Source organism: Brevibacterium sp. MGP-B1 (genome assembly GCF_057766545.1).
In genome coordinates, this window is sequence record NZ_CM173407.1 from 884,695 (window position 1) to 897,973 (window position 13,279).

At 61.4% G+C, this 13,279-nt stretch carries 12 protein-coding genes; 8 read left to right on the forward strand and 4 right to left on the reverse strand.

What is annotated here, in order from left to right:
- Window positions 1-14: 14 nt before the first annotated feature.
- The 3 genes from AC3CD9_RS04095 to AC3CD9_RS04105 are packed head-to-tail and all read right to left on the reverse strand — an operon-like array spanning window position 15 to window position 1,822.
- Window positions 15-1,025 (reverse strand): DUF808 domain-containing protein, encoded by a 1,011-nt coding sequence (locus AC3CD9_RS04095; RefSeq protein WP_488366433.1) that lies wholly within the window; start codon window positions 1,023-1,025, stop codon window positions 15-17.
- Complete coding sequence (locus AC3CD9_RS04100) at window positions 1,026-1,346, reverse strand: META domain-containing protein (protein ID WP_488366435.1); 321 nt, start codon at window positions 1,344-1,346, stop codon at window positions 1,026-1,028.
- A complete protein-coding gene (locus AC3CD9_RS04105; protein WP_488366436.1) occupies window positions 1,343-1,822 on the reverse strand; it encodes an META domain-containing protein in 480 nt (159 codons plus the stop codon). The genes AC3CD9_RS04100 and AC3CD9_RS04105 overlap by 4 nt, the downstream gene beginning before the upstream one ends.
- 246 nt (window positions 1,823-2,068) lie before the next feature.
- On the opposite strand from AC3CD9_RS04105, the gene AC3CD9_RS04110 reads away from it, so the two are divergent.
- On the forward strand, window positions 2,069-4,027 hold the full coding sequence (locus tag AC3CD9_RS04110; protein ID WP_488366437.1) for a S1 family peptidase: 1,959 nt from the start codon (window positions 2,069-2,071) through the stop codon (window positions 4,025-4,027).
- 264 nt (window positions 4,028-4,291) lie between these two features.
- Window positions 4,292-6,529, forward strand: coding sequence for a S1 family peptidase (locus AC3CD9_RS04115; protein ID WP_488366438.1), 2,238 nt, complete (start codon window positions 4,292-4,294; stop codon window positions 6,527-6,529).
- Window positions 6,530-6,604: 75 nt separating this feature from the next.
- Here AC3CD9_RS04115 and AC3CD9_RS04120 read toward each other — a convergent pair whose 3' ends face one another.
- On the reverse strand, window positions 6,605-7,582 hold the full coding sequence (locus tag AC3CD9_RS04120) for a GNAT family N-acetyltransferase (protein WP_488366439.1): 978 nt from the start codon (window positions 7,580-7,582) through the stop codon (window positions 6,605-6,607).
- A gap of 84 nt (window positions 7,583-7,666) precedes the next feature.
- Between AC3CD9_RS04120 and AC3CD9_RS04125 the strand changes: the two genes are divergently transcribed.
- From AC3CD9_RS04125 to AC3CD9_RS04150, 6 genes are all read left to right on the forward strand, one after another.
- The gene (locus AC3CD9_RS04125) at window positions 7,667-7,882 is read left to right on the forward strand and encodes a hypothetical protein (protein ID WP_488366440.1); all 216 of its coding nucleotides are present in this window, start codon (window positions 7,667-7,669) and stop codon (window positions 7,880-7,882) included.
- A gap of 42 nt (window positions 7,883-7,924) precedes the next feature.
- Window positions 7,925-8,743: a thioesterase family protein gene (locus tag AC3CD9_RS04130; RefSeq protein ID WP_488366441.1), complete on the forward strand. Its 819-nt coding sequence runs from the start codon at window positions 7,925-7,927 to the stop codon at window positions 8,741-8,743.
- Between the two features lie 107 nt (window positions 8,744-8,850).
- Window positions 8,851-9,222, forward strand: a complete 372-nt coding sequence (locus AC3CD9_RS04135) for a VOC family protein (RefSeq protein ID WP_101544850.1) — start codon at window positions 8,851-8,853, stop codon at window positions 9,220-9,222.
- 55 nt (window positions 9,223-9,277) lie between these two features.
- Window positions 9,278-9,796, forward strand: coding sequence for a DinB family protein (locus AC3CD9_RS04140; RefSeq protein ID WP_488366442.1), 519 nt, complete (start codon window positions 9,278-9,280; stop codon window positions 9,794-9,796).
- Window positions 9,797-9,840: 44 nt separating this feature from the next.
- Window positions 9,841-10,848 (forward strand): DUF368 domain-containing protein, encoded by a 1,008-nt coding sequence (locus AC3CD9_RS04145; protein ID WP_488366443.1) that lies wholly within the window; start codon window positions 9,841-9,843, stop codon window positions 10,846-10,848.
- 115 nt (window positions 10,849-10,963) lie between these two features.
- Window positions 10,964-13,162 (forward strand): bifunctional metallophosphatase/5'-nucleotidase, encoded by a 2,199-nt coding sequence (locus AC3CD9_RS04150; protein WP_488366444.1) that lies wholly within the window; start codon window positions 10,964-10,966, stop codon window positions 13,160-13,162.
- Window positions 13,163-13,279 lie beyond the last annotated feature (117 nt).

Here is a 13,279-nt window from a genome sequence, read left to right on the forward strand (position 1 = left end):
AGTCGACCGGACGACTACGTTCGTGTCTGATCCGAGTGCGGCCCCGCCTCGGCGGACGTGTGCGTCCCATCCGAAGTGCTCCTGCCTTTGAAGAGCGCTTTGACGCCGAAGATCACGCCGACCACGATTCCTCCCCAGATCGCGCCGAGGATGAGGGAGAAGAACGTGTTGACCAGCCAACCCAGGAAGCCGCCGATGACCGCGATCGCGGCGACGGGCTCCTCGAGGTGGTGGACGAAGCCGTAGAGGGCGTGGAAGCCGAGCTCATCGGTGCCGACGAGGATGATGTGTCCTCCGACCCACAGCATGGCGAAGGTGCCCACGACAGAGAGCAGAGCGAGCAGCTTCGGCATCGCCCCGACGAGGAACCGACCGAACTTCTGCTGTCCGGGGGAGTCCTTCTTCGCCATGTGCAGACCGATGTCATCCATCTTCACGATGAGCGCGACGACTCCGTAGACACCGACAGTGATCGCCACGCCGACGACGGCGAGGATGACGGCACGGCTGGTCAGGGACTCGGCGGCCACCTCGTTGAGGGCGATGACCATGATCTCGCAGCTGAGGACGAAATCGGTGGTGATGGCCGATCGCACGACCTTCTTCTCTGCCGCCTTGCCATCAGTCGTCTGCTCTGAGGCCGGGGTCTGCTTCTCGTGATGGGCGATCCACCCGAACTTCTCGAAGACCTTCTCGGCACCCTCATAGCAGAGGTAGGTGCCGCCGATCATGAGCAGCGGGGTGAGGAGCCAAGGCAGAAACTGGCTGAGCAGCAGAATGACCGGGAGGATGATGACGAGCTTGTTGAACAGCGATCCCAAAGCGATGCGCTGGATGATCGGAAGCTCGCGTTTGGGGTCCACTCCTTCGACGAACTTCGGCGTCACCGCGGCATCGTCGATGACGACGCCCGCGGCTTTGGCACTGGCACGTGACGCACCTGCGGCGACGTCGTCGAGGCTGGCAGCCGAGAGTTTGACGAGTGCGGCCACATCGTCGAGGAGTGCGATCAGACCCCCGGCCATCTAACGACCGCCGAGCTTGTGCGTGGGGCCAGGCGGCTGACGATGAAGGTCGCCGAGGTGGTTGTCCGCAGCATCGAAGAGCTGCAGACGGTCGCCATCGGGTTCGACCCTCTTGGCTTTGGGAACCCAGGTGACCATTCCGGGAGCGGCCTTGAGCGTCATGAGCGATGATTTGATCATCAAACCCTCGGGCTCAGCCGACCATGAGGTTACAAGGTTGTTGGCGCCGTCGCTACCGCGCAGTGAGCCGTCCTCGGAGAACTCGAGGAAGGCTCGCTCGTTCGTCTCGGCCGTCCAGCGGCCGATGAGTTCCTGTGTCATTTGTCTTCCTTCTCCAGTCCGCCGATGACTTTCCCGTTGCTGTCTTTGACCTTCATGACATCGCCTTCGATAGTCGCCGTTGAGGCTTTGCTCAGCCACGTGTCGACGCCGGCGCAGGCCTTCTGAGTCGACATGAAGGAGTCGATGGCGATCTCGTCGCCTTTGATCTTCCAGCTGGTGACGATCGCGTTGCAGCCGTCAGAGCCTTCGAGCGAGCCGTCGTCAGCGAATTCGAGGAACGGGTCGCCCTTCTCCGGTGAGGTCCACTTTCCGGTGGGATCGAGCTTAGAGACGTCGTCGCTGGGAGACGTGGTTTCGCTGGACTCGGTGGGGGAGGGGGAGCTGGGATTGCGTGGGTCGTTACCGGTGTCGCAGGCTGCCAGCGGCAGTGTGAGGGCTAGGGCGGCGAGTCCGAGCGCGAGCCTCGAGGCGGGCCTCGCAGGGACCAGGGTGCGAAGTATTGTGTGGTTCGGCATGCCCCTGATCATAACGGCACCGTTTTCGAGTGACCTGGACGAGCACAGGACAGCTTGTGTAGTCGGACTTCTGTAAGTTGTGTTCACCTGCGACATTGATGGTTCTTGCATTGCGTCGTGATCAAACCGTAACCTTTCACACGGTTGGAAATCTGACACCGGAGACGCGAACCGCCGAATCGGCGCGAAGCCCGTTGACGGGGTCGGGCAATCGAAGCATCGACAACGATCAAGGGAATCAACCTTATGCAGAAGAAACTCGTGCAGAGTTCGCTGGCAATCAGTGCCGCAGCTGCGCTGGGTCTGAGCGGCGCGCTCGTCGCCTCGCCGGCGATGGCTGACAACGCTCCGCAGAAGCTGGACCTCCAGAGTGAAGCTCATGTCCAAAAGGCACTTTCCGGTATCGAAGGCGTCAACGCCTACGGCACCGACGGTGGCGAGCTCAGCATCGGCGTTGCCAAGAAGACCGACGAGATCAAGAAGCTCGAGAAGAAGTACCAGAACATCAAGGTCACCGAGGGCATCAAGGAACTGAAGCCCTACGCGAAGAATGACCTCGTCGGCGGTGCCGGCTACCTGGTCAAGGCCGGCGAGAGTGGCGGAGCCTGCTCGACCGGCTTCTCCGGCTGGGATGGAGACGGCAAGCCCGTCGTCCTGACCGCCGGTCACTGCTCGAAGATCATCAACGAGCAGACCAACGAGTTCGATGGCGACACCACTGTCGATCAAACCGAGAAGCCCTCGATCTCCGAGGCCAACGGCGGCGAAGGCTTCCAGGCCTCCGGCAACGGCGTCATCGGCAAATGGGGCTTCCACAACTTCGGCGGCGACCTCCTTGAGGGCGCCGACCAGAACAAGTGGCCTGAGCCCAGCGAGTCCGACATCGACTTCGCCGTCATCAACGTTGACGAGTCAAAGTACAACGTCAAGAACGGCATCACCGACTGGTCGACCGCCGATTCGGACGATCTGGCCAAGTCGACCACCGAGATCACCGAGGTCGGTGCGCACAAGGACGGTGCCATCAGCAAGGCCGGTCGCACCACCGGTAAGACCGACGGCGAAGTTCTGCCCCGCTCGGAGTACGACTTCGACTACCAGAACGTCGGCGGTCGCTGGGTCCACGGATTCGGCGTGACCGCTCCGATCGACAAGCCCTTCTCGCAGCCGGGCGACTCCGGCGGCGGCGTCTACCAGGGCAACACCGCCGTGGGCGTCATCTCCGGCGGCGGCGACCTCGATGCGAACACCTCGTTCACCTGGGTTGCCGACCTGGACCACTCGCTCGAGGAATCCGGCACGGACTTCAACCTCGAGAAGCCGGGCGAGGAGACCCCTGAGGCACCTGCCGCTCCGAAGGCCGAAGACCAGACCATCGAGCCCGAGGGCAAGATCAAGGGCAAGGCCGAGGCCGGCGCCGAGGTCGAGGTCAAGTGGGAAGCCGCTGAGGGCGAAAAGGGCACCCAGGCGAAGCCACAGGCCGAGAACGGTTCTGAGACCGTCACGGCTGACAAGGACGGAAACTTCTCCGTCGAAGGCCCCAAGGCAGAGGGTGACTACAACTTCACTGCGACGGCGATCGTCGATGGACAGGAATCCAAGACGACCGAATTCGACGTGACCGTTGAGAAGGACGAGTCCGAGACCCCTGCTCCTGCCGAGCGTGAGATCAGCATCGATCCCAAGCAGATCGCCGCTTCCGACTTCGTGAAGGAAGACAACGGCGTGACGATCACGGTCAAGGGCTTCGACGAGGGCGAGAAGGTGACCCTCGAGGTTGCCAACGGACCCGAAGGCGTCGAAGGCATCAAGCTGGACGAGACCGCAAACGAGAACGGCGCTGCCGCATTCTCGATCTACGGCACCAGCGCCGAGAACCCCGAGGCCTACCTCGGTAAGTACGACGTCGAGGTCACCGGCGACAACGACACCGAGGATGAGTCGGCACTGACCGGTTCGTTCGAGGTTGTCGCTGACGAAGACGGATCCGGTGGCGGATCCGGCGGTGATGACGACGGCAACAACGACGACGGCAATGCCGATGGCGGAGCCGGCGACGGAAACGACGATGACGGAAACGGTGACGGCGGTTCTGACCTGCCTCGCACCGGTGCCGAGCTGACCGGCCTCGCTGCCGGAGCCGGACTGCTCCTTGTGGGCGGAACCGCGGTCGTTCTGACGATGCGTCGCAAGAACAACAACTGAGTGCAGTGATGCTGACCGTCTGACGGTCGGTTGAACTCACCGACGGTGCCCCCGGTCTTCTGACCGGGGGCACCGTCTATTCATGGCGGCGGTCTCCCGGAAGATGCCGGCAAGTCGCTTTGTACATCTGCTGAAGTTTCGGTCATTAAGTTCACAGTTTTGGACGTACTTTTTTGGTAGTTCCTGAGTGCGGCCCGTAACCTTATCGTGACTTAGGTCATCAACTTGTGACATTGATCCCTCAGAACAGAGAGACAACAACTTATGCAGAAGAAACTCGTGCAGAGTTCGCTGGCGCTGGCAGCAGCGACAGCACTCGGCCTCGGCGGCGCGCTTACCGCCGGTCCCGCAGCGGCAGATACGCCAGTCATGACTGAACAGCAGGCAGTCAAAGCGGCTAAACAGGTCAACGAAGTTAACGCGTTCGGCTTCGATGAGAAGACGAAGACCCTGCATCTCGGCGTAGAGAATGAAGCAGACGCTGACTCGGCTCAGATCCAAGATCTGAAGAAGAAGTACGGAGCCGATAAGGTCGAGGTCGTTTCCGGCATGAAGAAGGCAGAGCCTTACGCCAAAAACGACGCTGTGGGTGGCATGGGGTATATCTCAGACATTCCGAGCCAGCCAGGATACGTGGGAGCTTGCTCAACTGGATTCTCGGGATGGAACGCGGCCGGAAAGCCTGTCATCCTGACTGCAGGACACTGTGCTGAAGATTCCGGACCGGGCGAACTGGTGAAGCTGAAGGACGCTGAATTGCCGTCAACGGCCCCTGCAGTCACGGGCGATCACGAAAAAGGCGGCTATGATCCGCAGGGCATCGGGCCTCTCGGCGAGTGGGGTTTCAATAGATTTGGTGGGCCCGTAACCGATCCGAAAAACCCTGACGAAGCAGCCGAAGATGACATCGATTTTGCGGTGATCAACCTTGATGACTCGAAGTACAACGTTAAGCCTGAGGTTACCGATTGGAGCACGGCGAAGACGGATGATCTTTCCGGATCCACTATCGACATCAGCTCTGTCGCTTCTCATTCGCCGGGTGAGATCCAGAAATCGGGCCGAACGACTGGTCTGACAACTGGTCAGGTCGCCGCGGGTGAGCTGTGGCCATTCGACTTCCAGCAGGTCGGAGATCGTTGGGTGCATGGATTTGGAGTTACTTCGCCGGTTGGTGGAGACTTCTCGATGCCCGGCGATTCTGGCGGTGGAGTGTTCCAGGGAGATAAGGCCGTCGGAGTGATCTCTGGTGGAATTCCCGATCCAGTGACGATCGATGGAGAGACCTTTATGTGGGGCTGGGTCGCTGACCTGGACTACTCGCTGAAGCAGACCGGACAGAAGATCTCTTTCACCGACCCAAATGAAGAACCTCCGGGTGAGGATGATAAGGACGCAGATGCATCCGCAGCCGCCGAAGGCGACGATGCAAACGCTTCTGCCGCTGCCGACGGCGAGGACGCAGATGCATCCGCTGCCGCCGAGGGCGACGATGCGAACGCGTCCGATAGCGCTGACGCCGACGCCAAGGAAGCAGACGCTTCCTCCGCTGCAGAAGGCGACGACGCTGAAGCATCGGCCGACGCAGACGGAGCAGAAGCAGACGCTGCCGCTGATGGCGATGACGCCGATGCATCCGCTGCCGCCGACGGCAAGGATGACAAGGCCGATTCCGACGCTGACGGTGACGAGAAGCCTGAAGCTCCCAAGGTCGGAGACCAGACCGTCGTTGAAGGTGGAAAGATCACCGGCAAGGCTGCTCCGAACGCTGAAGTGAAGCTGACCTGGAAGCCCACTGGCGATGCCCAGGCGGGTTCCGCTCAGGCTCAGGCCGCACCGGCTGAGGGCAGCGTCACGGTCGAGACCGATGCTGACGGAAACTTCTCCACCGAGGCTCCTGCTGAGGCTGGCGAATACGCCTACTCCGCCACGGTCACAGCTAACGGACAGACCTCGGAAGCCGCTAACTTCACGGTGACTGTCCAGGCTGCAGAGGCCGAGCGCAACCTGACCGTCGAGCCGAAGGAGATCGCTGCTTCGGACTTCGTGAAGGAAGACAAGGGCGTGCAGATCACGGCTGAAGGCTTCGAAGAGGGAGAGAAAGTGACCCTCAAGGTTGTCGACGGGCCTGAAGGCGTCAAGGACTACGAGATGACGCAGACTGCCAACGCTGACGGAGTCGTCGGATTCTCGATCTACGGCACCAGCGCTTCGAACCCCGAGGCCTACCTCGGTAAGTACGACGTTCAGGTCACCGGCGCCAACGACACCGAAGACGAAGAGGCCCTCACCGGCTCCTTCCAGGTTGTTGCCGACGAAGACGGCAACGGCGGCGGCAACGATGGTGACGACAACGGCAACGATGATGGAAACGGTGACGGCGGCGGATCTGATCTGCCTCGCACCGGTGCCGAGCTGACCGGCCTGGCCGCCGGAGCCGGACTGCTCCTCGTCGGTGGAGCCGCTGTTGTTCTGACCATGCGTCGCAAGAAGAACAACTGAAACACACTCTGACGGTCACTCGTTGACCGACTGAGAGAAAGTGCCCCTGGCCGGAAGGCCAGGGGCACTTTCACGTCATCGGACGAAAGCACGGACCGCCGCCCCTGCAGACGGGGCGGCTTCGCTGAAGCCGAGCGACGTGTAGAAATCAGCCAGTCCGGGATCGGCGTCGGTGAGCAAGACGGTCTGTCGGACATCGGCGAAAGGTTCGAGGACGCGAGCGACCAGTTCAGCCCCGATGCCGCGCCGCTGCATTCCTGGAGCGACCAGGACATCTTGGAGGTAGACAAGTGTTCCGAAGTCACTGACCACACGCGCCAAACCGACGAGCACCCTTGCCTGGCGAGCACAAACCACGTGAGAAGAGTTGAGCACACTGCGGACCAGCCGTTCCGGGTCGTTCGTGTACGCCGACCATCCCACCGAATCGTAGAGCGCGAGCATCTCACTGCGCGATGGCAGAGTATTCGACGTATACGTGATCCCGGCACGAGCTTGCTCACGGAAATGACGGCGATCGTGCCAGTGCAGCTCGTTCACGACGCCTGTCTCCCATTCCTCGCGCAGGATCGCATAGCCGACCGAATCCAGCGGATCGCCGCCAATTACAGGCCACGAGCGGCGATAGTGAGCTTCTTTCGTCCAGCCCGCCCGGTCGAAAACCGACCTCATGGCGTGATTGTCTTCGCGGGTCTGACCCTCCAACCGATTTGCTCGTGTGCTGGAAAAGACATGAGCGGTAATGGCGGTCAATGCCTCAGCGCCGAGGCCCCGACCTCGAAATCGCGAAGCTAATCGAAGGTCGAACATCGGCGTCTCGTCACGAAGATCCTCGAGGCGGACGATGCCGATCCGACCACGCTCGCTGTGAACGAGCCAGAACGTCTCGGTCTCCTCACTGTTGAAGTAGCCGTCCGCGATCCGTTCGCGCACTTCTTCCTCCGAGCAGCCAGACATCCTGGCGTGGAAAGGGAACTCTTCCGTGGTGTAGAAATCAATAAGATGATCATCGTCGCAGCCATGTGGGTCGACCCGGGTCAGCTTCACACTCATGCGCTTAGACTAATCGGTGAGCGCTCACAGCAACTCAACGCAGAGATGAAAGCGCCAAAGTGCGCCCGACGTAGGAGTCCAGATATGAGCCTTGAAGACGATCCATTCGACTACCAGGTCACCAAATCCGGCATCCTCCTCATTCGTCGAGGCGGCCGCACCGTCACGGAGCTCGGCGGAAAGAAAGCTGCCGCGCTCATCCCCAAGCTCGGCCGAGATGACGACACCGACCAGCAGCTGCTGGCACGGGCGACAGGAAACTATCGCCACGGCAACGAACGGCAGTCTGGTCGGAATTGAATCTGGCTGGACGTTCGTTCAGTTGTTGGTACTGTATGTGATATGAGTCAATCGACCGTCAGTGAGTTCTCACAGGCCATCGCAGTCACCCGTCAAGGCGACCACAGCTTCACCGCCGAACTCGACGCCGGCTGGAAAGTCGCCGGAGCCGTCAACGGAGGCTACCTCCTCGGAGTCGCCGGACAAGCCCTGCGCACCGTCAATCCGAGCACCCCGGACCCCCTCGTCATCTCCACCTTCTATCTCGGACCGAGCAGAGAAGGCCCAGTCGACATCACCACGCGCACACTGCGCGAAGGTCGATCGACTGCGAGCTACGGCATCGAACTCTCCCAGAACGGGGCACCGACGATCTCGGCAATGGCCACGATGGGCAACCTCGGCGAGCTTCCCGACGATGTCGGCACGACAGCCACGCCGCCCCAGCTGCCCCCGCCGGAAGAGTGTGTCGGTGTCGCCGAAGCCAGCGAGGACTTCAAGAAGGCGGCGCCGCTCATCGAACGGTTCGATATGCGCCTCGACCCGGCCACCGCAGGATTCGCGGTCGGCAAACCCAGCGGTCGCGGAGTGCTGCAGGGTTGGATTCGGTTCGTCGACGGGACCGACCCGGACCCGCTGTCATTGCTGACTTTCCTCGACTCGTTTCCGCCGGTGATGTTCGACCTCGGTCGCTTCAACTGGGCGCCGACGATGGAACTGACCGCACATGTCCGCGCCCTGCCCGCCCCCGGCTGGATCAGCGCGCGACTGTCCACTCGGAACATCGCCGGCGGAATGTTCGAAGAGGACTGCGAACTGTGGGACTCGACCGGTCGCCTCGTCGCTCAGTCGCGGCAGCTGGCGCGCCAGCCCCGCGGCTGACGTGACGATGACGGCGGATAACCGACGATGACGCCTTCGACGTGCCATGTCGGTGGGGTGCTCTAGAGTCGGGTCAACACCTATCCGACTGCGAAAGGACTACGCTCATGGCGTCGCTGGCATCTTTGAGCATCACCTTTGACTGCCTCGATGTGGAAGCTCAATCGATCTTCTGGGCAGACCTCCTCGGTGCCGACATCGACCCCGGCGCCAATGAATTCGTTGCAAGCATCGGGGGAGTCCACAACAGCGAGTCGCCGACCCCGGGAATGCTCTTCCTCAAGGTCGACGAACGCGCCGAGGGGAAGAACCCGCTGCATATCGACCTCGACGATCCGCACTATCCGGCGGACGTCGACCGCGCGGTCTCCTTGGGTGCACATAAGCTCGCGTCTTTCGACGAATATGGGATCGAATGGACGACTCTGAAAGATCCTGAAGGAAATCTCTTCGACATCGGTCGGCGAAAACTAGACTGAGCCTCACACGCCTGGTTCGAACATCAGGCCGTCTGCATGATCAGAGAGGCTCAGCATGACCCTGCCATTGACCGATCCGAGCAATGCCCCGAACGAACGTCGTGGGCTCGAAGAATTCGTCGAGTACTTCCGACAGGTGGTCAGACGCAAGGCCGACGGGCTGACGCCCCAGCAGCTCGACCACACCGTGGCCTCATCGTCTCTGACGATCGGCGGCATCCTCCGCCATCTCACACTCGTCGAGGAGAGCTGGTTCGTCGAAGTGCTGCGGGGCAGAGAGCTGGGGGAGCCGTGGTCGAGCGTCGACTGGAACAGCGATCGCGATTGGGACTTCGAGTCTGCGTCAGGGATGACCGCGGACGAGCTCCTGGCTGACCACGAGCGGGCCTGTGAGAAGTCCCGTGAAATCCTCGCCGAGGTTGCCGACCTCGACACCCTCACCGCGCGTGGAGACAGTGGCGGAGAGAAGTTCAACGTCCGATGGATCCTCATCCATCTCATCGAAGAGTACGCACGCCACGCAGGTCATGCGGACATCCTGCGCGAAGACATCGATGGTGAGATCGGCGACTGAGTCGCGACTCATCTGCACGGGGTGGATCAAATAGGCTGGAAGGTATGACGAAGTCCCTGCCGACCGATACCGACACTGCGCCGAAGAGATCCAAAGCGCTCCTCCCGCTCGACCTGATCCGGGGCTTCCTCATCGGCAGCGCCGAACTCGTCCCCGGGGTCTCCGGCGGAACCATCGCCTTGGTCACCGGAGTCTACGACCAGCTCATCGACTCCGCATCTCACGTCGTTTCGGCCGCGAAGACCCTCGTGACAGGACCGAACCGTGCCGCGGGGGCACTGGCGGAACTGCGGCGCACCGACTGGTTCCTCGTCATCCCTGTTCTGTTGGGCATGGCCGCGGCAGTGTTCACCATCGCCGGTGTCATGGAAGGCTTCGTCACCAGCAACCCCGAGCTCTCCCGGGGTCTGTTCTTCGGTCTTGTCGCCGCCAGCATCGCGGTCCCGTTGAGGATGTTGCCGTCCCGTTCTTTACGGCAGCCCGTGATCCTCGGCGTTCTGGCGTTCATCGTCGCCGCCGCTCTCGCATTCTGGATGACGAGTCTGGCAGGTGGGGCAGACGTGGAGAATCCACCGCTCATCGCCGTCTTCTTCGTCGCCTCGATCGCCATCTGCGCACTCGTCGTTCCCGGAGTGTCCGGATCGTTCTTCCTGCTGGCAGTGGGCATGTACTCGACCACTCTACGGGCCGTCGACTCCCGCGACTTCGGGTACCTCGGAATATTCATGCTCGGCGCGATCCTCGGCCTGGCGGTCTTCGTCAACATCCTCAAATACTTTCTGCACAACCACCGGTGGTGGACCCTCATCGTCATGGCAGGCCTGATGCTCGGTTCCCTCCGTGCGCTCTGGCCGTGGCAGTCATCTGCACAGGTGGGCGGCGACGGCGAAGAACACGGAGCGGGCGGCCTGCTGGCCCCCGTCGATCCGGTGCTCGGTCCGATCCTGCTTGCGGTCCTCGGCGCGGCAATTGTCATCATCCTCATCATCGTCGAGGCGAAATCTGCGTCTGCGAAGGATGAAGCTGTCGGAGCCGATTCCACCACAGCGTGAACGCAAGAGAGTTTGTGCAAATTTCTCTCAAGATCCATTCAGAAAACGATCAGCGCCCACTAGCGTAAGAGAGTTGGATCACTTTCATCCTCTTTGACCAGTTCTCTGGAGACTCATGCGTCTGCGCACCCTGTCCTCGTTCACACTCGCCCTCGCTCTCATCGTCACCGGCCCCGCGGCCGCCTCCGCGACCGGCCTCGGCAGTGCCGATGCCCCCGCCGACTCTCAGGCGGCGACAACCGGAGAACTGACTCTGCTGGCGACGACCGACGTTCACGGCAACGTACTCAACTGGGACTACTTCGCGAACAAGCCCTACCCGGCAGGGGAGGAGCTGGGCATGTCCCGAGCCTCGACTCTCATCAAGGGAGTACGTGAGGACAAAGGTGCCGATTCCGTGCTCCTCGTCGACAACGGTGACACGATCCAAGGCAATCCATTGGCCTACTACTTCGCCAAACAGGAACCGATCACGACGAGTGGCCAAACCCACCCACTGGCCAAGACCTTTAACCACCTGGGATACGACGCACAGGTCGTCGGCAACCACGAATTCAACTATGGCCTCGACCTGCTGGCCACCTACCGCGACCAGATCGACTTTCCGCTGCTCGGAGCCAATGTCATCGACGATGCCGACGGAGAGACCCATTTGGACCCGTACGCGATGGTCGACAAGCAGGTCGATGGTGAGACGATCACCGTCGGCGTTCTCGGCGTGACCACACCCGGCAGCCGCATCTGGGACAAGAACAACCTGTCCGGGAAGGTGCACTTCGACGATCCGGTCGAGACGGCACAGAAGTACGTCCCCGAGATGAAACAGAAGGGCGCAGACGTCATCGTCGTACTGTCCCACTCGGGCAAAGATCCGAAGGGACAGAGCTGGGATCCGGACCAGCTGCAGGAGAACGTCAGCACCTCGGTAGCGAAAGTGCCCGGAGTTGATGTCCTCGTCGCCGGCCACACTCATCAGAACGAACCCAGTCAGGTCGTGACCCGTGACGACGGCACCCAGGTGCTCATCACCCAACCGAACTATTGGGCACGGTCAGTATCCGAGGTGGGACTGCCGATCAATCTTGACACCCACCACGTCGACTGGGGCGAGACCGAGCCGCACGCAGACGCTCTTGCCACCCAGGGGGAGGTCGCTGAGGACCAGGAGATCAAAGACCTTGTCGATGAGCAGCACCAGACCACGATCGACTACGTGAACACGAAGATCGGATCGGTCACCGAAACACTGTCGGCGAAGACCTCCTATTATGAAGACACGGCCATCCTCGACTTCATCTCCCACGTCCAAACCGAGACGATTGAAGAAGGGCTGAAAGGAACGGATTATGCCGATCTTCCCGTGATCTCGCAGGCATCACCCTTCAGCCGAACCGCAGAGTTCCCGGCCGGCGACATCACGATCCGAGATGTGGCCGGACTCTACGTCTACGACAACACTCTTGCCGGAGTTGAGATCAACGGTGCTCAACTGCGCGACTACCTCGAATACTCGGCACGCTATTTCAAACAGACCGAGGAAGGCGCCGAATTCGACCCGGTCGACGGCACGAACGCGATCGACGAAGTCTCGGAATCTCCGATCCCGGACTACAACTACGATGCTCTGGCCGGAATCGACTACGACATCAATGTCTCCAAACCGACCGGGGAGAGGATCGAGAACCTCACGCAGGCTGACGGCAGCGAAATCGGAGACGATGACCGGTTCATCCTCGCCATCAACAACTATCGTCAGTCCGGTGGAGGCGGCTATCCCGTCGACGGACTCAAAGAGGTCTACAACGAACAGGTCGAGGTGCGTCAGGCACTCATCGACTGGGCGGAGGAGAAGCAGATCGTCGACCCCGCCGACTTCTTCGACGAGAACTGGAAAGTCGTCACCAGCAGCCGTGCACCCGGCGGAGACGATGACGATTCCGGTGACAGCGAGGATTCCGACAGTTCCGGCGAAGCCACTGCCGAGGCAGGCTCGAATGCGTCCGCCGGAGGCGAGTCCGATGCCGGTGGTGCCTCCGACAGCTCGGGGCCCGGGAGCTCCGGAAGCGCTGACGGGGAGGACAATGCCGGAGAGGCAACATCCGAGAACGACGACTCGGCGAACAGTGCATCCGACGGTGGTACATCGGACGGCAATGCTGAAGGCAGCGAAGCTGACGATTCGGCAGCCGGTGCAGATGGCGGGGCTGACCTGCCGCGGACCGGCTTCGAGCTTGCCACAAGCATCGGCATCGCAGCTGCGATCATCGCACTCGGTTCGGCACTCGTGGTCGTCTCACGTCGCCGTCGTCGCTGAGCGGCTGTCGGCCACCGGTGGGGATCAGCGGTCCGAGAGGCGGTCGAATGACCGGTCTGCGTTCATCAGGTTCCCCTCGGCGCCGTCTCACGTAGAGTGAGGGTGACAGCAGTCAGC

Excerpts from the sequence above, each read along its gene's own strand:
- AC3CD9_RS04125 (WP_488366440.1), top strand. The coding sequence starts at position 7,667 with ATGAGCCTTGAAGACGATCCATTCGACTACCAGGTCACCAAATCCGGC.
- AC3CD9_RS04145 (WP_488366443.1), top strand. The coding sequence starts at position 9,841 with ATGACGAAGTCCCTGCCGACCGATACCGACACTGCGCCGAAGAGATCC.
- AC3CD9_RS04120 (WP_488366439.1), bottom strand. The coding sequence starts at position 7,582 with ATGAGTGTGAAGCTGACCCGGGTCGACCCACATGGCTGCGACGATGAT.
- AC3CD9_RS04105 (WP_488366436.1), bottom strand. The coding sequence starts at position 1,822 with ATGCCGAACCACACAATACTTCGCACCCTGGTCCCTGCGAGGCCCGCC.
- AC3CD9_RS04100 (WP_488366435.1), bottom strand. The coding sequence starts at position 1,346 with ATGACACAGGAACTCATCGGCCGCTGGACGGCCGAGACGAACGAGCGA.
- AC3CD9_RS04110 (WP_488366437.1), top strand. The coding sequence starts at position 2,069 with ATGCAGAAGAAACTCGTGCAGAGTTCGCTGGCAATCAGTGCCGCAGCT.
- AC3CD9_RS04150 (WP_488366444.1), top strand. The coding sequence starts at position 10,964 with ATGCGTCTGCGCACCCTGTCCTCGTTCACACTCGCCCTCGCTCTCATC.
- AC3CD9_RS04115 (WP_488366438.1), top strand. The coding sequence starts at position 4,292 with ATGCAGAAGAAACTCGTGCAGAGTTCGCTGGCGCTGGCAGCAGCGACA.
- AC3CD9_RS04095 (WP_488366433.1), bottom strand. The coding sequence starts at position 1,025 with ATGGCCGGGGGTCTGATCGCACTCCTCGACGATGTGGCCGCACTCGTC.
- AC3CD9_RS04140 (WP_488366442.1), top strand. The coding sequence starts at position 9,278 with ATGACCCTGCCATTGACCGATCCGAGCAATGCCCCGAACGAACGTCGT.
- AC3CD9_RS04130 (WP_488366441.1), top strand. The coding sequence starts at position 7,925 with ATGAGTCAATCGACCGTCAGTGAGTTCTCACAGGCCATCGCAGTCACC.
- AC3CD9_RS04135 (WP_101544850.1), top strand. The coding sequence starts at position 8,851 with ATGGCGTCGCTGGCATCTTTGAGCATCACCTTTGACTGCCTCGATGTG.